This window comes from Blastomonas sp. SL216 (genome assembly GCA_026625625.1).
GTDB lineage: Bacteria > Pseudomonadota > Alphaproteobacteria > Sphingomonadales > Sphingomonadaceae > Blastomonas.
Window position 1 is genome coordinate 966,264 of the sequence record CP113055.1, and the last position, 20,730, is coordinate 986,993.

A 20,730-nucleotide genomic window follows, 5' to 3' on the forward strand; every position below is an offset into this window, starting at 1 on the left:
CGCGGCCTGCCTCAGCTTGTGTCACTTACCTCGTAACCGGAAGGACGGGCCGGAACCGCCTGGGATCTGTACGATATCGGCCACAGTCATTGCAGCAGGCCGAAGATCACTCCCACTCGATCGTGCCGGGGGGCTTGGACGTATAGTCGTACACGACGCGGTTGATGCCCTTGACCTCGTTGATGATGCGCGTCGCGGTACGCTGGAGGAAGCTGGCGTCGAACGGATAGATATCCGCGGTCATGCCGTCGGTGCTGGTCACGGCGCGCAGCGCGCAGACGCTGTCATAGGTGCGACCATCGCCCATCACGCCCACCGTTTTCACGGGAAGCAGCACGGCAAAGGCCTGCCAGATCGCATCGTACAGCCCGGCATTGCGGATCTCGTCGAGATAGACGGCATCGGCCTTGCGCAGGATGTCGCAGCGCTCGCGGGTCACCTCGCCGGGGATGCGGATGGCAAGACCGGGGCCGGGGAACGGGTGACGGCCGACGAACACATCGGGCAGGCCAAGCTCGCGGCCCAGCGCGCGGACTTCGTCCTTGAACAGTTCGCGCAAGGGTTCGACGAGCTTCATGTTCATCCGCTCAGGCAGGCCGCCGACATTGTGGTGGCTCTTGATCGTCACCGACGGTCCGCCGGTGAACGATACGCTTTCGATGACATCCGGATAGAGCGTGCCCTGCGCCAGGAACTCCGCGCCGCCGATCTTGCGCGCTTCGCTCTCGAACACGTCGATGAACGTCTTGCCGATGAACTTGCGCTTCTGTTCGGGGTCGGTGACCCCCGCCAGACCGCCCAGAAACAGTGCCTCGGCCTGCACATGCACCAGCGGGATGTTGTAATGGCCCTTGAACAGGCTGACGACCTGATCGGCCTCGCCCATGCGCATCAGGCCGTGATCGACGAACACGCAGGTGAGCTGGTCACCGATCGCCTCGTGGATCAGCACCGCGGCAACCGCGCTGTCGACACCGCCTGAAAGGCCGCAGATGACCCTTGAGGAGCCCACCTGCGCACGGATTTCGGCGATCTTGGCGGCCTTGAACTCGGCCATCGACCAATCGCCGCGACAGCCGCAGACATGGCGAACGAAATTGGCGATCAGCTTGCCGCCATCGGGCGTGTGCACCACTTCGGGATGGAACTGCATCGCATAGAAACAGCGCTCGTCATCGGCGATCACCGCATAGGGCGCGCCGGGCGATGAGGCGACCGACCGGAAGCCCGGAGCGAGCGCGGTGACCTTGTCGCCATGGCTCATCCACACCTGATGCGCCTCGCCTTCCTTCCACAGCCCGTCGAACAGGCGGCAGCGGTCGGTAATCTCGATGAACGCGCGGCCAAACTCGCCGCCCTTCTCGCCGCCGCCCTCGACCATTCCGCCCAGCTGCTGCGTCATCGTCTGTTGGCCATAGCAGATACCCAGGATCGGCAGGCCCGAGTTGAGAATGGCGTCAGGCGCGCGCGGGCTGCCATCTTCGGTCACCGAGGCGGGGCCGCCCGACAGGATGATACCTTTGGGCTTCATCCGGTGGAACGCGGCTTCGGCGCTGCTGAACGGGGCGATTTCGCTATACACCCCCGCTTCGCGCACCCGGCGGGCGATAAGCTGCGTTACCTGGCTGCCGAAATCGACAATCAGCACGGATTCGTCATGGGCAATGGTCATGGTTGAGCCGATAGTTGCCCTGTCCTGCCAAGTCTAGCCTGCAGTCTCCGCCAGCATCGCGCGCAGATCGGTTTTCAGGATCTTGCCGATATGGCTGCGCGGAAGTTCGTCGATCGGGTAGAGCGCGGACAGGCGCTGGGTCTTGCCGAGTTCCGCGTTGACCGTACCCAGCAGCGCATCGAGATCGAGCGCCGTTCCGGATGCGGCAACGATGAAGCCGACGGGGGTTTCGCCCCAGCGCTCGGACGGCATGCCGACCACCGCCGCATCGGCGACGCCGGGTTGCTGCATCAGCACCTCTTCCAGGTCCTTGGGGTAGATGTTGAACCCGCCGGAGATGATCATGTCCTTGGCGCGGCCGACAATCTGGACGAAGCCGTCTTCATCCATGATGCCGATATCGCCCATCTTGAACCACAGCTGGCCATCGGCATCGCGCCATTCCATCTCGCGGGTCTTTTCGGGCTGGTTCTTGTAGCCGCTCATCATGGTCGGCGAACGCCCGACCATCTCGCCCTTGGAGCCGGGTGGCAGCTCGTTGCCCTCCTCGTCGATCACCTTGAGCTCGTGGCCCTTGACCGGCTGGCCGACGGTATGGAGCTTGTCCGGAAAGTTATGCGCCTGCAGCATGCAGACGACGCCGCCTTCGGTCATGCCATAGATTTCGACCAGGCCGCCGGGGAAGCGGCGCAGCGCCTCGGCTTTCAGCTCCGCACTGAACGGTGCGCTGGTGCAGAACTTGATCTGCATCGACGAAAGATCATGCGCGTCGAACGACGGGTCGGAAAGCAGCCGCTGATATTGGACAGGCACCAGCATGGTGTGCGTGGCGCGCATCGCTTCAGCCGCCTTCAGCCACTGTCCGACATCGAACTTGCCCATCAGCCGGGCGAGGCCGCCATGCACCATGGTGGGAAGAAAGACCGCGAGCGTCGTGTTCGAATAGAGCGGGGTCGACAGGATCGACCGGGCATTCTCGCTGTAGATCGCCTGAAAGCCCGCGACCGACTGGCGCCAGCGCATGGCATGCGAATGGACGATGCCCTTGGGCGTGCCGGTGGTGCCGCTGGAATAGATGATGTTGAACGGATCGCCGGGCTGGGGCGGTGCGACATCGGGCACGCTGCCCTCTGCCGCCATCCAGCCATCGATCGCGGGCTCCTTCCCTTGCGCGCCATCCAGCATGATGTGCCGCGCGCTGCCGAGATCGATGCCGCTGGCGACAAGTTCGGCGCGCTTTTCGCGGTCGATGAACAGGTGGATCGCGCCTGAATCGGCAAGCATGTTGGCGAGCTGGCGCGGCGTTGCGCTGGTGGTCAGCGGCGCGGCGCAGCCCCCTGCCCTGATCGCGCCGAGATAGACCAGCGCATAGGCCACCGATGTTGTGCCGAGGATCGCGACAGCCTGGCCGCGTTGCAGGCCATCGGCCAGCAGCTGCGCGGCGATGCGATCAACCCTGGATGAAAGCTCGCCCCAGTTGATCTGCTGAAGACCGTCATCGAGCGCCGGCGCGTCCAGGCGCGCGCTACCCCATGCGGCCACAATACCGGGCCAGTTGCCGAATTCCTGTTCCAGCTCCGCGCGTATGTCGATCAATGTGCCTCTCCCGTTGCGCCGCTCGGCGTCTGTCTGGCCGGACTATGCCCAGACCATCAGCGGGAGGAAAGAGGTTATCGGAAACGTAAACTGCGCGACGCCCTGACGGCTAGCGCGCGACCACCGCGACAAAGGTGCTTTCGACCCAGCCGCTGAGGCAGGGTCCGGCATAGGGCCGCTTGCCGCGAACCGGGGCGGTAACGCCGCAATCGACCCCCGGGCTTGCCGGCGCTGAGGCGGCCTCTGCCGCCTCTTCGGGCTCCTGCGTTTCTTCTGCCACCGGCTGGGGGGCGGTCGATGGCTTGGTGCCATCCTCCGTCGCCACCACGACACCCAGCCATTGCTGGTCGAGACTGCGGGTGCAGATGAAGACATGCGCGTCCTCGCCCAGTTCGCCGATCTGCTTGGCATCGTCGAACGGCGCATCGCGCACGACCAGCATTGCGCCGCGCAGATTGCCCACGCGCCCCCTGCCCTGGCATGCCGCAAAACGCGTGCCGCCTTCGCCGATCTTGACCGGGCGTGCGGTGGGGCTGGGTTGCGCGACATCTACGCGTTCACTGGCGCTGACACCGCCTGGCGCACGCTTCTCCGCGGGCTCCGGATCGGCGCATCCGGCGAGCGTCAGGGCAGCGGCGAGAGGCAGCAGGGCAGCTTTCATGGGTTCTAGCTATAGGGTTAGGGTCATGCATTCAAGCAAGCTGGTGCCATGCGGCACGCGCTTTGCGGCATGGGGCGCTTCCGGGCACGAAAACGCGTACGAAAATATGTGCAAAACTGACCGGTTATGCTTGGGTTTCCCGAGGGGCGCGGCTATGGCAAATTCATGACAGATACCAGCAATAGCTCTTCGGAAAACAACCAGAACCCCGCCAACACCAATGCCTATGGGGCGGATTCGATCAAGGTCCTCAAGGGCCTGGACGCCGTGCGCAAGCGCCCCGGCATGTACATTGGCGATACCGATGACGGATCGGGCCTGCACCACATGGTGTTCGAGGTTTCGGACAATGCGATCGACGAAGCGCTGGCCGGGCATTGCGACCGGGTGCTGATCACGCTCAACCCTGACAATTCGGTGACCGTGGAAGACAATGGCCGCGGCATCCCCACCGGCATCCACTCGGAAGAAGGCGTGTCCGCGGCCGAGGTCATCATGACCCAGCTGCATGCGGGCGGCAAGTTCGAGAATACCAACGACGACAATGCCTACAAGGTCTCGGGCGGTCTGCACGGCGTGGGCGTCAGCGTCGTCAACGCGCTCTCCGAATGGCTGGAACTGCGCATCTGGCGCGACGGGCAGGAACATTGGATGCGCTTCCGCCACGGCGATGCCGAGGCACCGCTGGCGGTCATGGGGACAGCGCCCGAAGGCAAGAAGGGCACGCAGGTCACCTTCCTGTTCTCTCAGGACACGTTCAAGAACGTGCAGGAATATGATTTCGAGAAGCTCGAGCACCGCTATCGCGAACTCGCGTTCCTCAATTCGGGTGTGCGCATCATCCTGCGCGATGAGCGACACGCCGAGGCGAAAGAGCATGACCTGTATTACGAGGGCGGCATTGCCGCGTTCGTGAAATGGCTCGACCGCAACAAGCAGCCGCTGATGCCCGATCCCATCGCCATTTCCGGATCGCGCGACGATGTGACCATCGACGTCGCGCTGGAATGGAATGACAGCTATTACGAAAACGTCCTGTGCTTCACCAACAACATCCCGCAGCGCGATGGCGGTACGCACCTAGCCGCGTTCCGTGCAGCGCTGACCCGCACGCTCAACGGCTATGCGGAAAAATCGGGCCTGCTGAAGAAGGAAAAGGTCTCGCTGACCGGCGATGACATGCGCGAAGGCCTGACGGCGATCGTGTCGGTCAAGCTGCCCGACCCCAAGTTCAGCTCGCAGACCAAGGACAAGCTGGTCAGCTCCGAAGTGCGCCAGCCGCTCGAAAGCCTGATGGCCGACAAGATGGCCGAATGGCTGGAAGAGAACCCCGCGCACGCCAAGGCGATCGTTGCCAAGATCATCGACGCTGCAGCGGCGCGCGAGGCCGCCCGCAAGGCACGCGAACTCACCCGGCGCAAGGGCGCGATGGATATCGCCTCGCTGCCGGGCAAGCTCGCCGACTGCCAGGAGCGCGATCCGGCCAAGTCCGAACTGTTCCTGGTCGAGGGTGACTCGGCAGGCGGATCGGCCAAGCAGGGCCGTGACCGTCACTATCAGGCGATCCTGCCGCTCAAGGGCAAGATCCTCAACGTCGAGCGCGCGCGCTTTGACCGGATCATCTCGTCCAAGGAGGTCGGCACGCTGATCCAGGCCATGGGCACCGGCATCCGCGACGACTTCAATCTCGACAAGCTGCGCTATCACAAGATCGTGATCATGACCGACGCAGACGTCGACGGCGCGCATATCCGCACGCTACTGCTCACCTTCTTCCACCGCCAGATGCCGGACATCATCCGCGCCGGGCACCTCTACATCGCTCAGCCGCCGCTGTACAAAGTGGCCAAGGGCAAGAGCGAGGTGTACCTGAAGGACAATGAAGCGCTCGACCAGTATCTTGTCGACGCCGGGCTTCAGGGCCGTGTGCTCGAGACCAGCGGCGGTGCGCGCGGCGGTGACGATCTGCGCACATTGATCGAACATGCCCGCCGGATGAAGAGCCTGATGGCCTATATCCCGCGCCGTTATGATCCGCTGATCATCGAAGGGCTGGCGCTGGCCGGTGCCCTTTCGCCCGACATGCCAGAGGGCGATCGCAAGGCAGCGGTCGATATCGCCGCCCTGTGGATGGGCGGGGCTGACCCCGAAGCGCGCTGGCAAGGCGATATCTCGGCCGAGGGTGGATACCATCTGCAGCGCTTCTGGCGCGGGGTGACCGATCACCATGTCGTCGATCTTGGCTTCCTCAACAGCGCCGAGGCGCGCAAGCTGCACCGCGTGGCGGGCGAGTTTGCCGAGGTCTATCTGACGCCGAGCCGGCTGGTAAAGGCGGGTGCAGCACCTGTTGCATCGACCGAGGGCGGCGAGGAAGAGGCCGAAGAGGCCGTTGTCGCCACCGGGCTGGTCATCAACCGTCCTTCCGCGCTGCTCGATGCCATCCTCGCCACCGGGCGCAAGGGTCTGGCGATCCAGCGCTACAAGGGTCTGGGCGAGATGAACGCGGAGCAGCTGTGGGAGACCACGCTCGATCCCAATCACCGCTCGCTGTTGCAGGTGAAGGTGGAGGATGCCGACGTGACTGACGAGGTGTTCACCCAGCTGATGGGCGATATCGTCGAACCGCGCCGCGAGTTCATTCAGGAAAACGCGCTGAACGTGGCGAACCTGGACGTCTGATGATCGGCGCGGCGTGACCCCGCTCAGGCTCGCCTATATTGTCGCGCACCGGGTGCGGCTGGTCTTTCGCCGCCTGTTCCAGATCCGGACGCGCGGCGTGAAGGCGGTGGTGCTGCGCGATGGCGAGGTGCTGCTGATCCGGCACAGCTATCATGCCACCGATCGCTTCATGCTGCCGGGCGGCGGCGTGGGTCACGGCGAAACGGCGCTGCAGGCAGGCATTCGCGAGGTTCTGGAAGAGACCGGTTGCCGGCTTGCCGACGCGCGTGAGCATGGCACCTTTCTCTCGCGCCACGAGGGGTTTCCCGACGAGATCACGATCATCACCGGCACCACGCAGGATGAACCCAAGGCGGATCGTGGGGAACTACTCGAAGCGCGGTTCTTTCCGCTCCGTGCCCTGCCCGACGCGCTGACCGATGCATCGCGGCGGCGGGTGATCGAAATTCGCGACGGCCTGCCGCCTTCCGACGCCTGGTGATCAGGCGAAGGGCAGCTCGGGCTGCCGTTCGTCAGTCTCCTCCCCCTCCCCGGCCTGGCTCAGGCCCGACAGCGTCAACCCCAGCAGCCGCACGCCGTTATGCAGGGGCAGGATCTGGTCGATCAGCGCGTGGCCGATCTCGCCGAACATGGCGCGTCCGGGGACCGGCTGACCCAGCGACCGCGCTCGGGTGATGGTGTGGAAATCGGCAAAACGCGCCTTCAGCGTCACCGTGCGGCCCTGTGCCTCGGCACGTTCGACCCGTTCCCACACGATATCGGCGACATGCTCCAGCGCGGTCCGCAGACCATCTTCGGTCCAGATATCCTCGCCATAGGTCCGCTCGCCGCCGATCGACTTGCGGATGCGGTCGGCGCGGACCGGGCGGTTGTCGATGCCGCGCGCCGCGCCGAACAGATAGCTGCCCCAGCTGCCGAAATGCTGGAGCAGCCATTGCTCGGGCTTGGCCGCCAGGTCAGCGCCGGTGACGATGCCCAGCGCCGCCATCTTTTCCGCCGTGCGCGGCCCTACGCCATGGAAGCGCTTGACCGGCAGACCGGCGACAAAGACTGGCCCCTGTTCCGGACGGATGACGCACAAACCATCGGGCTTGTTCTGGTCGCTCGCCAGCTTGGCAATGAACTTGTTGTACGAGACGCCCGCGCTTGCCGTGAGCCCGGTCTCGCGCCGAATGTCCGCGCGGATCATTTCGGCGATCACCGTCGCCGAGGCAATCGCCTGATGGTTGCTGGTGACATCAAGATAGGCCTCGTCGAGCGACAGCGGTTCGATCTGATCGGTATGCTGCGCAAAAATGGCGCGGATCTGCCGCGATACCGATTGGTAGACATCGAAGCGCGGCTTGACGAAGATCAGATCGGGGCATCGCCGCTGTGCGGTCACTGACGGCATCGCCGATCGCACGCCAAAGGCCCGCGCCTCATAGCTGGCCGCCGCCACCACCCCGCGCCGCGACGATCCGCCAACCGCCACCGGACGACCGCGCAGGGCCGGATTGTCGCGCTGTTCCACGCTCGCAAAAAAGGCATCCATGTCGATATGGATAATCTTGCGCGGACGGGGATCGGCTGTGTCGTCCATGGGTAGGGACAAAATAGAAATCACGCGCGCGGTTGGCAATCGCCGGACAAGCGCCCATTATGGTGCAATGCACAATGAGAACACCATGAAGACCGCATCGCTCGAAGCGACCCGCGATGCCTCCGCCTTCCCGCTGGGAACGCGCGAACTCGTGGCCATGATGGCTGCGCTAATGGCGCTGAATGCGCTCGCCATCGATTCGATCCTGCCCGCCTTCCCGGCTCTGGGCGCCGCATTCGATGTCGCCAGCCCCAACGACCGTCAGTTCGTCATCAGCAGCTATCTGATGGGCATGGGCATCGGCTCGCTCTTCTACGGGCCGATCGGCGACCGCGTCGGGCGCAAGCCGGTGCTGCTGGGGTCGCTGGTCTTCTACGTGATCTTCGGGTTCGCCTGTGCCTTTGCGCCCGACTTCCAGACATTGCTCGCCATCAGGTTCGCGCAGGGCTTTGCGGCGGCAGCGATGGGCGTGCTGGTTGTCTCGGTAATCCGCGACATCTTTTCCGGCGACCGGATGGCGAGCTTCATGTCGATCATCTTCATCGTCTTCATGGCGGTGCCGGTGATCGCGCCGACCGTGGGCCAGCTGATCCTGTATTTCGCGCAATGGCAGTTCATCTTCATCCTGCTCGCGGTGATGGGCAGCGCCGTCGGCGTCTGGGTGTGGCTGCGCCTGCCCGAGACGCTGCGTCCAGAGAACGTCATCCCGATCCGGCTCGACGCGATTGGCAGCACCTGGTTCAAGGTGGTGTTCAACCGCACCGGCTTTGGCCATGTCGCCGCTGGCGGCTTGCTGATGGGCGCGATGTTCGGCTTCCTCAACAGTTCGCAGCAGATCTTTTCCGATGTCTTCGGCGCGCCGGATATCTTCCCCTATGCCTTTGCCGCGGTGGCAGGGGCGATGGCGGTGTCGAACTGGTTCAACAGCCGCATCGTCGAACGCTTCGGCGCGCGGCGGGTGTCGCAGTCGGCCCTGCTCGCCTTTCTGGTCCTATCGAGCGCACAGATCGGCGCTGCGCTTCTGCCGGGCGAACCGATGGCGCTGTTCCTCGTCATCGTCGCGCTGAACATGGCGATGGTGGGCTTTATCGGTGCGAATTTCGGGTCCATCGCCATGGAGCCTTTCGGCGCGATGGCCGGCGCGGCCTCATCGTTCCAGATGGCGTTTCGCACGGTGCTGGGCACGAGCATCGGCGCTCTGGTCGGCCAGGCGTTCAACGGCACGACGCTGCCGATGGCGATCGGCTTCTTGAGCTGCGGTGTGCTGGCGCTCGGCGTCATCTTCTGGGCAGAGCGCTGGCAGCTCTTCCGCCGCCCCGGCACCTGCCCCAAATCGCCGATGTAAACGGTACGCAAAGAAAAACCCCGGCGGATCGCGCCGGGGTTTTGTCTTTCTGCGTCAGTGCGAGACGACGCCCGGATCATCCTCGGGCACCTCGACAATGCCCTTGCCCAGATGGCTCGCCTTGTAGCCATAGAGGTAATAGATCACCAGGCCGATCGCGCCCCAGGCGGGCAGCACGATCATCGCTTCGAACGGCAGGTTGAGGAACAGGAAGATACAGCCTGCAATGGTTGCCGGGCCGACCAGCCACAGCATCGGCGTGCGGAACAGCCGCTCGCGGTGCGGATCGGTCTTGCGCAGCATCATTACCGCAATCGCGACCATCATGAACGCATAGAGCGTTCCGGCATTGGCGATGTCGGCAAGCTGACCCACCGGCAGGAAGGCTGCGGCAAAGGCTACGATACCACCGGTGATCGCGGTGACGACATAGGGCGTCTTCCACTTGGGGTGGATCTTCGACAGGCCCTCGGGCAGCAGGCCGTCGCGCGCCATCACGAAGAAGATGCGGGTCTGGCCGAACAGCAGGATGAGGATCACCGAAGGCAGCGCTACGAAAGCCGCAATACCGAGCATGTTGCCCACCGCGCTGAAACCGATCTTGCGCAGAACATGTGCGAGTGCCTCGTTCGAGCAGACCAGCATATCAGCATATTGCGGCAGCGCGCACTGGCGGGCGAGTTCTTCCGAACCGGCGGGGAACGGAATGCCGTTCGGACCGAGGATCGGCTGGCCCCCGATGGTGCCCACGGCACCGGCGGCCACCAGAATGTAGAACACGGTGCAGAAGCCCAGGCTGCCGATCAGGCCGATCGGCACGTTGCGCTGAGGGTTCTTGGTCTCTTCTGCCGCCGTCGAAACGGCATCGAAGCCGACATAGGCGAAGAAGATAGTCGCCGCTGCGCCCACTGCGCCGATGCCCGATCCGAAGCCGCCGAACACGCCTGCCGGCAGGAACGGGTTGAAATTGGCCATGTCGGTCTTGGGCAGCGTCAGGATGATGAACGCGGTCAGCGCGGTGACCTTGATCGCCACGAGCACTGCGTTGACCTTGGCCGATTCATTCGTGCCGATCATCAGCAGCCAGGTCACCAGCAGCGCGATCACGATGGCGGGCAGATTGACGAAACCACCCGGCGCGCCACCGAGCCACAGCGGTCCGGCGGTGAGATAGGTTGGCAGGGTTATCCCGAAAAACTCGTTCAATATCGTGCCGGTGAAATAGCCGGACCACCCGACCGACACCGCGCTCGCCGCGACCGCATATTCGAGGACAAGGGCCCAGCCCACCGTCCAGGCGAGCAGTTCGCCCATGACCGAATAGGTATAGGTATAGGCAGAGCCTGCGACCGGGATCATCGCGGCGATCTCGGCATAGCACAAAGCAGCGACGATGCAGATCAGGCCGGCAATGGCAAAGGCCAGCATCAGGCCGGGTCCGGCCTTTTGCGCACCTGCCGATGTCAGAACGAAAATACCCGTACCGATGACACAGCCGATGCCGAACAGGGTCAGCTGGAACCAGCCCAATGTCGGATGCAGCGATTTCTTCTTGGCTGTCGCCAAAATGGCGTCCAGCGGTTTGACACGCGCAAATTTCATGATGTGTACGATTTCCCACCCTTGGCAGGCCCGTGGCCAGCCGGTTGCGTCCCGGGGTTATCCCCCTGTGGAGGACAGGATTAGCGCCTTTTCACGCGCAAGCAACCGGCTTGTCACCCATCTGTCGCATGCGCGACGGGGTCATTGTTCCATATCGGCCCTCGCGGCATAGCTTTTGAGCACTTCGGGCGGCAGCGCGATCCGCCGCATCGGACCAAAAGCCGCGCGTGCGCCGCAGCTTGCATAATCGGCCGATCCTTCGGCACCCTCGCCATAAGGGTGCCCGTTGGCAAAGACGCGCAACCAGTCGCGGTCGATCTGGACGATCCTGATCCAGCGGTTGCTCTCGTCGTCCCTCAATCCGTACCAGCCGCTGAGGGGATCGAGGCTGAGCCCTGACGCACCCAGCGTGCAGGTGTGCGCGTTGGCGCCGATGGATTCGCCGCTGGTCTGGTAACGCCCATCGGCCGTCCGCTCGACATAGGCATAGCCCATCGACGCCTGCGCCAGCAGCGGCGCAATGCGCGCGAACAACGGCGATGCCCGCATCGCATCGCTCACCGGCAATTCGTCATCGATGAACAAGGCGCCTTCGCCGGGCTTCAGCCAGTTGCCTTCACCCAGAGCCCCCAGCAGTTGCCCCTGCCGCTCGGCATAAGCGGTCCGCAGACAGTCGGAGGGGAACTCCTGCGCCATGCAGCCATCGCGCTGCCTGAGCCATTGGCGCTGCTCGGCCACCAGTTGGGGACGCACCTTGCGCGCCTGGCTGAAGGTTTGCGCTAGTGTGCGATCGGCTGAAGCCAGGTCGCGGTTATCGGGCAGGCACAGCATCTTTTCCGCAGGACTGGCGGCACGGGCGCAGTCGAACGATGGCCCCTGGTCGCCGCTATCGGCAATGGCGGCATCATCAGCGAGCGTCTGCGCCTCTGCTGCGGTGAGTTCGATCCTGCTATCGCCGCCCACCAGCACCAGCGGGTGAGAGATCATCCGCCCCTTCAGGCTCGCGAGCTGTGCGGGCGAGATTTCGGTTCGGTCGAGCAGCGCGCCAACCAGCGCAATGTCGGAAAGGCTGTAACGGTGAAAGCTGCTGAGCTTCGCCCGGCTGAGATTGGCACCCCGCGCCGAAATGCCCTTGTCGCTGCCATAGAGCGGGCAACCATCGGACAGGGTGATGCCGCAGGAAAAGGCAAAGCCGGAAAGGTTCGCCCCGTCCAGGTCGAGGCCATCTACGCTGCCGTCAAACCAGCCGCCCTCCAGCATGCCGCCGCTGAAATCGGCCCTCCCCGCCTTCACGTTGGTGAGATTGGCGTCGCGCAGCAGAATTCCCGGGGCCTTGATGCCGACCAGCGAGGCATCGGTCAGGTTCGACTTGATGAAGCCGATTCCGGGAACGCGTGCGCCATCCCATTGGCTTGCCTTCAGATCGGCTTCGACGAAACAGGCGTTGGTCAGCGCGGCGCGGCGGAAATCCCATCCCGCAAAATTGCCGCCCTGGATGATCGCGCCCTTGTCCACCGCCTTGGCGAGCTCGGCAGGCGAGCGGATCGTCGTGCCGTCAATCGTCGGGACATTGGCCTGAGGCTCTTTCTCTCCCCAGAAATCGCCCAGCATCGTCTCGCACGGAACGTCCGACTGGGCATAGGCGGGCGCGGTTGCCAGCACGGCAGCGCACAGAACGGCCAGAGTCCGCAACATATCATCCTCCCTCAGGCCCGCTATCGGCCAGTCTAGACCCGGCGCGCAGGCTTGAGAAGAGGTGGACGATCAGCCGCGCATCAGCATCGGCCCCAGCGGGCGACCGGCGAACAGATGGACGTGCAGGTGCGGCACTTCCTGATGCGCATCCAGCCCGATATTGGCGAGCAGCCGATAGCCCGGCTCGACCAGCCCGAGCTTGCGCGCGACCTCGCCGACGCCGCGGACAAAGGCTGCGATCTGTTCATCCGTGCCGCGCGCGGAAAAATCGTCCCAGCTGACAAACGGCGCCTTGGGGATCACCAGCACATGCGTCGGTGCCTGGGGGTTGATGTCGTGAAAGGCCAGCACATGGTCATCCTCGTGCACCTTGCTGCAGGGGATTTCGCCTCGCAGGATCTTCGCGAAGATATTCTGATCGTCATAGGGCAAAGTCGGGTCGATCGGCATGATCGTTACTCCTTGGGACGGGACTGTTTCTCGGCAATGCCGGATGTGCCTTCACGGGCATCGAGCTCGGCCAGCACGTCGGACCAGCTCAGGCCCATATCGGCGAGCAGCACGAGCAGGTGGAACAGCAGGTCGGCGCTTTCGCTGACCACGCCCTTGCCATCGCCCTGGATCGCGGCGATCACCGCTTCGACGGCCTCTTCGCCGATCTTCTGCGCAATACGCGGGCGACCGCGTGCAGTCAGCTTGGCAACATAGCTGCTGTCGGGCGATGCCGTGCGCCGCTCGGCGATGACGGCTTCGAGCCGTTCGATGATTGGGTCTGCCATGGGCAACGCTCTGCGCCGGTGATCGGCACGCGTCAAGACAGGCTGAACCGCCTACAGCCCTGGTGGTCCGCCGCGTTTGCGTCCTGCAGCCCAGCGCCCGATCAGAAGCCCGGCAATGCCCATGCACAACAGCCCCAGGCTGCCAGGCTCGGTAATCTCTATCCAGCTGCGAATGCCCTCGGCGCGGGTCAGCCCGTCCAGCGTCACCCGGGACAGCGGGCTCGCCTCAAGCGGAGCGGAAAGCACGGTTCCCGCCACCAGCACCACGCTGGCGCGCATGGCCTGCAACCGTCGGCTGATGTCGGGTTTCATTCCGGGACACTTCATGTTGATTGGTTAAGCAAGCGCTTTGCCAAATCGGGCAAAGCCGCAGAAATGCTTGCGTTCAGTGGTTAACGCTCCAGACGCACTGGGCCCACTTGTCAAGCTTGCCGACAATCGGTCTGGCGCAAATGCTGTAAAATCAGTGCGAGCGCGCTGGAAGTCCCGCCTCGGCCAGTGCGCGATGGGCGTCGGCGATGCTCGCTTCACCGAAATGGAAGATCGACGCCGCCAGCACCGCGCTGGCATGCCCCCTGGTCACGCCCTCGACCAGATGGCCGATATGCCCAACCCCGCCGCTGGCAACGATAGGGATGTCGACCTGATCGGCAATGGTCCGGATCAGCTCGAGGTCATAACCATCGCGCGTTCCGTCGCGGTCCATCGAGGTGACAAGCAGTTCGCCTGCCCCCAGCCGGGTGAGGTTGAGCGCGTGGTTGATCGCATCGATCCCTGTCGCCTTGCGGCCGCCATGGGTGAAGATTTCCCAGCCCTCGCCATTCTCGCGCCGCCGCGCATCGATCGAGGCGACGATGCACTGGCTGCCGAAGCGCTCGGCGATATCGGCGACCACTTCGGGCCGCGCGACCGCGGCGCTGTTCACCGCCACCTTGTCCGCGCCTGCCAGCAGCAGCGCGCGCGCATCTTCGGCGCTGCGCACGCCGCCGCCGACCGTGACCGGCATGAAGCAGACCTCTGCGGTCTTGCGCACCACATCGATGATCGTCCCGCGCGCCTCGTGGCTGGCGGAAATGTCGAGAAAGCAAAGCTCATCGGCACCGGCAGCGTCATAGGCGCGTGCCTGCTCGACCGGATCGCCCGCATCGCGCAGGTCCACGAAATTCACGCCCTTGACCACGCGGCCATTGGCGACGTCGAGACAGGGGATGACGCGGACCCGGACGCTCATCCGCGCGTGGCCATGGCAATGGCGGTGGCAAGATCGAGCCGGCCATCGTAAAGCGCGCGGCCCGTGATGACGCCTTCAATGCCGTCTTCGGCATGCAGGCTGAGCAGATGGATATCATCCAGTCCCTTGACCCCACCGCTGGCGATCACCGGGATGTCGGTGGTACGCGCCAGCGCCACGGTCGCATCGATATTGCAGCCCTTGAGCAACCCATCGCGGCCGACATCGGTGAAGAGAAGGCTGGCGACACCGGCGTCCTCGAACCGGCGTGCCATGTCGGCAACGGGCACGTCGGAAACATCGGCCCAGCCATGCGTCGCGACCATCCCATCGCGCGCATCGACCGCAACGACGATGCCGCCTTCATAGGCCTTGGCCATGTCGCGCACGAATTCGGGATCGGTGAGCGCCGCGGTGCCGATGACCACGCGCGCCACGCCCAGATCGAACCAGCTCTCCACCGCCGTGCGGGTGCGGATGCCGCCGCCAAGCTGGAGATAGCCGGGAAAGCTCCTGATGATCGCCTCCACCGCGGTGCGATTGACCGCCTCGCCCGCGAACGCGCCATCGAGATCGACAACATGCAGATGCTGGGCACCGGCTTCAGCGAACAGCGTCGCCTGGGCTGCCGGGTCGTCGCCATAGACGGTGGCGCGGTCCATATCACCCTCGGCCAGGCGGACGACCTGGCCGCCCTTCAGGTCGATGGCGGGAAAGACGATGATGCTCATGAAACGGTCCAGTCGAGGAAGCGGCGGAGCAGGCCGAGCCCATAGGCCTGGCTCTTTTCCGGATGGAACTGCACGCCCAGAATGTTGCCGCGCGCCACGGCGGCGGTGACAGGCCCGCCATGATCGGTCACGGCTGCAACATCCGCGGCTTCAGCGGCGATGAAATGATAGCTGTGGAGGAAATAGGCCTCGCCCTGCTCGACCAGTGGCGCGCCATCAGACGGGGTCACATCGTTCCAGCCCATATGCGGGACCTTGATCTCGTGCGTCGGCTGCATCGCGCGCACTTCGCCGGCGATCCATCCCAGCCCCTGGTGCGTGCCGTGTTCCAGCCCGCGTTCGGCAAGCAGCTGCATGCCGACACAGATGCCCAGAAACGGCACCTTGTCGCCAAGCACCCGCGCTTCGAGCGCATCGATCATGCCCGGAATGGCGGCAAGGCCGTTCATGCACGCGGCAAAGGCGCCGACACCGGGCAGGACGATGCGATCCGCACTATACACCAGCGCCGGATCATCGGTGACTGCGATATCGGGAGCTCCGGCGGCTTTCAGCGCATTATGCACGCTGTGCAGGTTGCCCGCGCCGTAATCGATCAGCGCGACGCGATCAGCCACCCAATATGCCCTTTGTCGAAGGCACCGCGCCTTGCTTGCGTGGATCGATCTCCACCGCGGCGCGCATCGCGCGGGCGAAGCCCTTGTAGATGCTCTCGCAGATATGGTGATTGTTGGCACCATAGAGCAGCTCGATGTGCAGCGTCAGGCCGGCGGTCTGCGCGATCGAATGGAACCAGTGTTCGAACAGCTCGGTATCCATTTCGCCGAGGCGCGGCTGGCTGAACGCGGCCTTCCAGACCATGTAAGGGCGGCCCGAGATATCGACGGCCACGCGGCTCAGCGTCTCGTCCATCGGCGAATAGGCATGGCCATAGCGGACGATCCCACCCTTGTCGCCCAGCGCCTGGGTAAGCGCCTGGCCGATGGCGAGCGCGCAATCCTCCGTCGTGTGATGCTGATCGACATGCAGATCGCCCCTGATCTTGCAGGTCAGATCGATCAATGAATGGCGCGAAAACTGCTCCACCATATGGTCGAGGAAACCGATGCCGGTCGACACGTCGAACTGGCCTGTCCCGTCGAGGTTCAGCTCGACGAAAATGTCGGTTTCATGGGTCTTGCGTTCTATCCGGGCGGTGCGCATGGTGCGCCCTATAATCACCTTGCCGGGGCGCGCAACATTTTTGCCGCTGTTTGCCGGATGCTGTCGTGCGGGGCATTAGCGCCTTGACCCTGAACGATTGTCAGTCCAACAAATTGGACATGAGTGACGATGCACCCGACAGCCTGATTCCCTATGACGAGATCGTCCAGGAAGCCCTGCGCGCGGTCGTGGGCCGTGTGCTTGGCGAAGTCGAATCGAACGGACTGCCCGGCAACCACCATTTCTACATCACCTTCAAGACTCGCTCGCCCGGCGTGGACATCCCGCGTCATCTGGTCGAGCGCTTTCCGGACGAGATGACGATCGTCCTGCAGCAGAAATTCTGGGACCTGAAGGTCGAGAAGACCGGCTTTTCCGTCGGCCTCAGCTTCAACCGGGTGCCCGCGCACCTGTTCATTCCGTTCAGCGCGATCACCGCATTTGTCGACCCGGCGGTCGATTTCGGCCTGCAGTTCCAGGTTTCGGGTGATACGCCGCCGCCAGAGCCGCATGAAGCGGCCGAAAATGATCACCCCGGCGGCGATGGTGACGGCTCGAATGTCGTCAGCGTGGATTTCGGCAAACGCAAATAGCGGCTGAATGGCCGCCTTCAACGGAAGATGGCCCTTGGCAGATTCGGACATGCGCATGGAAAGCGACTCGCTGGGCGAGATCGCGGTCCCGGCTTCGGCTTATTGGGGCGCGCAGACGCAGCGCAGCCTTGAGAACTTTCCCTTCGCCCCGCAGGAACGCATGCCCATCGGCATTGTCCATGGCCTGGCCGTGGTCAAGCAGGCGGCGGCGAGGGTCAATCGCGGCCATGGCCTGCCCGGCGAAATTGCCGACGCGATCGAAGCGGCTGCGGCCGAAGTCGCATCCGGCGCGCTGGACGATCAGTTTCCGCTGACCATCTGGCAGACCGGCAGCGGCACCCAGAGCAACATGAACGTCAACGAGGTGATCGCGGGGCGTGCCAACGAGCTGCTCACCGGCACGCGCGGCGGCAAATCGCCAGTTCACCCCAACGACCATGTCAACCGCAGCCAGTCCTCGAATGACGCCTTCCCCACCGCGATCCATATTGCCGTCAGCCTGGCTGTGCAGGCCCGTCTCCGCCCGGCGCTCGACCGGCTGACGGAGGCGCTGGCCGAAAAAGCGGCGGCTTGGGACACTATCGTGAAGATCGGCCGCACCCATTTGCAGGATGCAACGCCGCTGACTCTGGGCCAGGAATTTTCGGGCTATGCCAACCAGCTCTATCGCTGCGGGCGCAGGATCGAACCAGGCGTGGTTGCGGGCACCTATCGGCTCGCCATTGGCGGCACGGCGGTGGGTACCGGGCTCAATGCACCCCAAGGTTTCGCGCAGGATATGTGCGCAGCGATTGCCGACATTACCGGCCATCCCTTCCACCCGGCGGAAAACAGCTTCGAGGCGCTGGCCAGCAATGACCCGCTGGTGCACTTGTCCGGCACGCTGAACACGCTGGCCGTCGCGCTGACCAAGATCGCCAACGACATCCGCCTGCTCGGCTCGGGCCCGCGCTCGGGCCTGGGCGAACTGGATCTGCCCGCGAACGAGCCGGGAAGCTCGATCATGCCGGGAAAGGTCAACCCGACCCAGTGCGAGATGCTGACGATGGTGTCGGCCCAGGTGATCGGCAACCACCAGGCGGTGACCATCGGCGGGATGCAGGGGCATCTGGAGCTGAACGTCTTCAAGCCGCTGATCGGCGCGAACGTGCTGCGCTCGATCGATCTGCTGGCAACCGGCATGGAAGGCTTTGCCGAACGGTGCATCGACGGCCTTAAGCCCAACGAATCGCGGATAGCCGAGCTGGTAGACCGGTCGCTGATGCTGGTGACCGCGCTTGCCCCGGTGATCGGCTATGACAATGCAGCAAAGATCGCCAAGCACGCGCATGCGCACGATCTGACGCTCAAACAGGCGGGCATCGCGCTGGGTCTGGTCGATGAAGCCACCTTCGATGCGCATGTGCGGCCCTCCGACATGATCGGGCGAGGCTGACGGCGGAACGATTGGCGCATCGAGCGCGTTTGAGGTCGAAACCCAGATCAGCTATGGATAACCCATGACCAGCCCAGTGAACGACGCAAACACCCCGCCGCCTGCCACCACCCCGGTGGTCAGTGCTCCTGCTCCTGTCGAGGGTACGGGCGTCACCGCCAATCCCCCGGCTGCCCGTGCGCACTGGACACGCGGCGCGTGGAACGGCGCAAGCCGCATCATCACCACGGCAGCCAATGACGAACTGGTGCGCAACATGATCGGCCAGAAGGCGCGCAGCCAGGTTGCTGCGACCGTCTTTGGCGGAACGGTGATGGGGGCCATCGCCGCGCGCATCGCGACTCGCTCGGTACCGGGCGCGCTGCTCGTCGGCGGCGCATTGCTCGCCAAGGCGATCTATGACCAGCGCAAGACCAAGGACAATCCGCCCAAGGCGTGATCCGCACGCGCTTCGGCGCACAAACAGGTTGACCTTTGGCGGCGGCTTTGGCCATGAGCCGCCATGGTCAATACCGTCCTTCAAGCGCCTCTGGCCCGCCGCGGCCTGCTGTTCATCCTGTCCTCGCCCTCGGGCGCGGGCAAATCCACGATCGCGCGGATGCTGCTGGAAGCGGACAGCCAGCTGGCCTTGTCCGTATCGGTGACCACGCGCCCGCCGCGTCCGGGCGAGATCGACGGCACCCATTATCATTTCATCGACGAGGCCGAATTCCACCGTCTGGTGGAAGACAATGCGCTGCTCGAATGGGCCAAGGTGTTCGGCCATTATTACGGCACGCCCAAGGCGCAGGTGAAGCAGGGTCTGCGCGAAGGCCAGGATTTCCTTTTCGACATCGACTGGCAGGGTACGCAGCAGCTGTATCAGCGCGCCGAGGGCGATGTCGTGCGCGTGTTCATCCTGCCGCCCTCACTCGAAGAACTGCACCGACGCCTGCGCAGCCGCAACACCGACAGCGAGGATGTGATTGCCGGGCGCATGGCGCGTGCCCAGGACGAGATCAGCCATTGGGACGGCTATGACTTTGTCGTCATCAACGACAATGTGACCAGCTGTTTCGAAAAGGTCAGCCATATCCTCAATTCAGAGCGCATGCGCCGCGCACGCCAGACCGGTCTGATCGGTTACGTCCGCGATCTGATGAACAGCCCCTCGCCCTGATATCTTCCGGGCTGGCAAGGCCCGGTCACATCACCCGGTCGAGCAGCTTCTTGCCTGATTTCAGCGGGTTCTTGCGGAAATTGGTCTCTTCGCGCCCGATATAGGTGAAGATGCCCGACATCGCCTGATCGGTCACGCTGTCGATCAGTCCATCGCGGCTGAGATCCACGCCCGCCAGCGCCCCCAGGACACCGCCTGTTCCGCTGGTCGCCAGTGCATCAAGCTGCTTGAACGCGCCGGTCCTGCCCAGAGCGTTGCTGACCAGGGGGCGCATCTTCTGGCGCAGCACTTCGCCAGAGGTGCGCCTGAGATATTGCGTACCGGCGGTATCGCCCCCGGCAACGATGCCCACGGCATCGGCCAGGGTCATCGAGTCGATGGCCGAACGGAACACGGGCTTGGCCTCTTGTGCGGCCAGGCCCGCGGCATCGTTCAAGGACTTGACGAGATTATTGGTGATGCCGGCCTTGTCGGTCAGGCGCATCAGCTTGGTCGCCTTTTGCAGCGGCCCCGGCAGCAGGATGCGCACCGCCTGATCGGCATAAAAGGCACCGGGTTGGGCGAGCTGGTCAAGCGCGCTGTCCGAAGCATTGCCGAGCAGGCCCTTCATCGATCCGCCGACCGACGGCGCAGCCTTGCGGCTTTGCGCCTCGGCAGGGGCCGCGATCGCCACCACTACGACGCTGAGTGAAACGGCCAAAGCCAGGTCGCGGAAAGCCATTACACATCCCTCCAAAGTTATTGGACGGGAGTGTGCCGTAATCCGG

General features: G+C 64.1%; 21 protein-coding genes. 7 read left to right on the plus strand and 14 right to left on the minus strand.

From position 1 onward, the window contains the following. Positions 1-106: 106 nt before the first annotated feature. The 3 genes from guaA to OU999_04590 form a co-directional block, all read right to left on the minus strand. Positions 107-1,672: a glutamine-hydrolyzing GMP synthase gene (guaA, locus tag OU999_04580; protein ID WAC24474.1), complete on the minus strand. Its 1,566-nt coding sequence runs from the start codon at positions 1,670-1,672 to the stop codon at positions 107-109. Positions 1,673-1,705: 33 nt separating this feature from the next. Further along, positions 1,706-3,265 carry a class I adenylate-forming enzyme family protein gene (locus tag OU999_04585; GenBank protein ID WAC25346.1) on the minus strand — a complete coding sequence of 520 codons (1,560 nt, stop codon included), beginning with the start codon at positions 3,263-3,265 and terminating at the stop codon, positions 1,706-1,708. A 112-nt stretch (positions 3,266-3,377) separates the two neighbouring features. Then, positions 3,378-3,929 carry a hypothetical protein gene (locus OU999_04590; protein ID WAC24475.1) on the minus strand — a complete coding sequence of 184 codons (552 nt, stop codon included), beginning with the start codon at positions 3,927-3,929 and terminating at the stop codon, positions 3,378-3,380. 165 nt (positions 3,930-4,094) lie between these two features. Between OU999_04590 and gyrB the strand changes: the two genes are divergently transcribed. Next, entirely contained in the window at positions 4,095-6,608 is a 2,514-nt protein-coding gene (gene gyrB / locus OU999_04595; protein ID WAC24476.1) for a DNA topoisomerase (ATP-hydrolyzing) subunit B, read from the plus strand. A 13-nt stretch (positions 6,609-6,621) separates the two neighbouring features. After that, the gene (locus tag OU999_04600; protein WAC24477.1) at positions 6,622-7,089 is read left to right on the plus strand and encodes an NUDIX domain-containing protein; all 468 of its coding nucleotides are present in this window, start codon (positions 6,622-6,624) and stop codon (positions 7,087-7,089) included. Here OU999_04600 and dinB read toward each other — a convergent pair whose 3' ends face one another. Beyond that, the gene (gene dinB / locus OU999_04605; protein ID WAC24478.1) at positions 7,090-8,190 is read right to left on the minus strand and encodes a DNA polymerase IV; all 1,101 of its coding nucleotides are present in this window, start codon (positions 8,188-8,190) and stop codon (positions 7,090-7,092) included. It lies immediately after the preceding gene. An 85-nt stretch (positions 8,191-8,275) separates the two neighbouring features. On the opposite strand from dinB, the gene OU999_04610 reads away from it, so the two are divergent. Continuing rightward, positions 8,276-9,535, plus strand: a complete 1,260-nt coding sequence (locus OU999_04610; protein WAC24479.1) for a multidrug effflux MFS transporter — start codon at positions 8,276-8,278, stop codon at positions 9,533-9,535. Between the two features lie 54 nt (positions 9,536-9,589). On the opposite strand, the gene OU999_04615 is transcribed toward OU999_04610, so the two are convergent. The 9 genes from OU999_04615 to hisB form a co-directional block, all read right to left on the minus strand. After that, positions 9,590-11,137 carry an amino acid permease gene (locus OU999_04615; GenBank protein ID WAC24480.1) on the minus strand — a complete coding sequence of 516 codons (1,548 nt, stop codon included), beginning with the start codon at positions 11,135-11,137 and terminating at the stop codon, positions 9,590-9,592. 141 nt (positions 11,138-11,278) lie between these two features. Then, positions 11,279-12,832 carry a pentapeptide repeat-containing protein gene (locus tag OU999_04620; protein ID WAC24481.1) on the minus strand — a complete coding sequence of 518 codons (1,554 nt, stop codon included), beginning with the start codon at positions 12,830-12,832 and terminating at the stop codon, positions 11,279-11,281. Between the two features lie 69 nt (positions 12,833-12,901). Further along, the gene (locus tag OU999_04625) at positions 12,902-13,282 is read right to left on the minus strand and encodes a histidine triad nucleotide-binding protein (GenBank protein WAC24482.1); all 381 of its coding nucleotides are present in this window, start codon (positions 13,280-13,282) and stop codon (positions 12,902-12,904) included. A gap of 5 nt (positions 13,283-13,287) precedes the next feature. Then, complete coding sequence (locus OU999_04630; GenBank protein WAC24483.1) at positions 13,288-13,611, minus strand: phosphoribosyl-ATP diphosphatase; 324 nt, start codon at positions 13,609-13,611, stop codon at positions 13,288-13,290. A gap of 51 nt (positions 13,612-13,662) precedes the next feature. Beyond that, entirely contained in the window at positions 13,663-13,923 is a 261-nt protein-coding gene (locus OU999_04635) for a hypothetical protein (protein WAC24484.1), read from the minus strand. A 151-nt stretch (positions 13,924-14,074) separates the two neighbouring features. Beyond that, positions 14,075-14,842: an imidazole glycerol phosphate synthase subunit HisF gene (gene hisF, locus OU999_04640; protein WAC24485.1), complete on the minus strand. Its 768-nt coding sequence runs from the start codon at positions 14,840-14,842 to the stop codon at positions 14,075-14,077. After that, positions 14,839-15,573 carry a 1-(5-phosphoribosyl)-5-[(5-phosphoribosylamino)methylideneamino]imidazole-4-carboxamide isomerase gene (gene hisA / locus OU999_04645; GenBank protein ID WAC24486.1) on the minus strand — a complete coding sequence of 245 codons (735 nt, stop codon included), beginning with the start codon at positions 15,571-15,573 and terminating at the stop codon, positions 14,839-14,841. Before hisA ends, hisF begins: the two co-directional genes overlap by 4 nt. Then, entirely contained in the window at positions 15,570-16,190 is a 621-nt protein-coding gene (hisH, locus tag OU999_04650) for an imidazole glycerol phosphate synthase subunit HisH (GenBank protein WAC24487.1), read from the minus strand. Before hisH ends, hisA begins: the two co-directional genes overlap by 4 nt. Beyond that, entirely contained in the window at positions 16,183-16,776 is a 594-nt protein-coding gene (hisB, locus tag OU999_04655; GenBank protein WAC24488.1) for an imidazoleglycerol-phosphate dehydratase HisB, read from the minus strand. Before hisB ends, hisH begins: the two co-directional genes overlap by 8 nt. A gap of 119 nt (positions 16,777-16,895) precedes the next feature. Here hisB and OU999_04660 point away from each other — a divergent pair, with 119 nt between their 5' ends. From OU999_04660 to gmk, 4 genes are all read left to right on the plus strand, one after another. Beyond that, positions 16,896-17,369 (plus strand): ClpXP protease specificity-enhancing factor SspB, encoded by a 474-nt coding sequence (locus OU999_04660; GenBank protein ID WAC24489.1) that lies wholly within the window; start codon positions 16,896-16,898, stop codon positions 17,367-17,369. A 49-nt stretch (positions 17,370-17,418) separates the two neighbouring features. Further along, on the plus strand, positions 17,419-18,804 hold the full coding sequence (gene fumC / locus OU999_04665) for a class II fumarate hydratase (GenBank protein ID WAC25347.1): 1,386 nt from the start codon (positions 17,419-17,421) through the stop codon (positions 18,802-18,804). Positions 18,805-18,868: 64 nt separating this feature from the next. Then, entirely contained in the window at positions 18,869-19,243 is a 375-nt protein-coding gene (locus tag OU999_04670; GenBank protein WAC24490.1) for a hypothetical protein, read from the plus strand. Positions 19,244-19,306: 63 nt separating this feature from the next. Next, positions 19,307-19,963 (plus strand): guanylate kinase, encoded by a 657-nt coding sequence (gene gmk / locus OU999_04675; protein ID WAC24491.1) that lies wholly within the window; start codon positions 19,307-19,309, stop codon positions 19,961-19,963. Between the two features lie 25 nt (positions 19,964-19,988). Here gmk and OU999_04680 read toward each other — a convergent pair whose 3' ends face one another. Then, on the minus strand, positions 19,989-20,684 hold the full coding sequence (locus tag OU999_04680) for a DUF4197 domain-containing protein (GenBank protein ID WAC24492.1): 696 nt from the start codon (positions 20,682-20,684) through the stop codon (positions 19,989-19,991). Between the last annotated feature and the right edge of the window lie 46 nt (positions 20,685-20,730).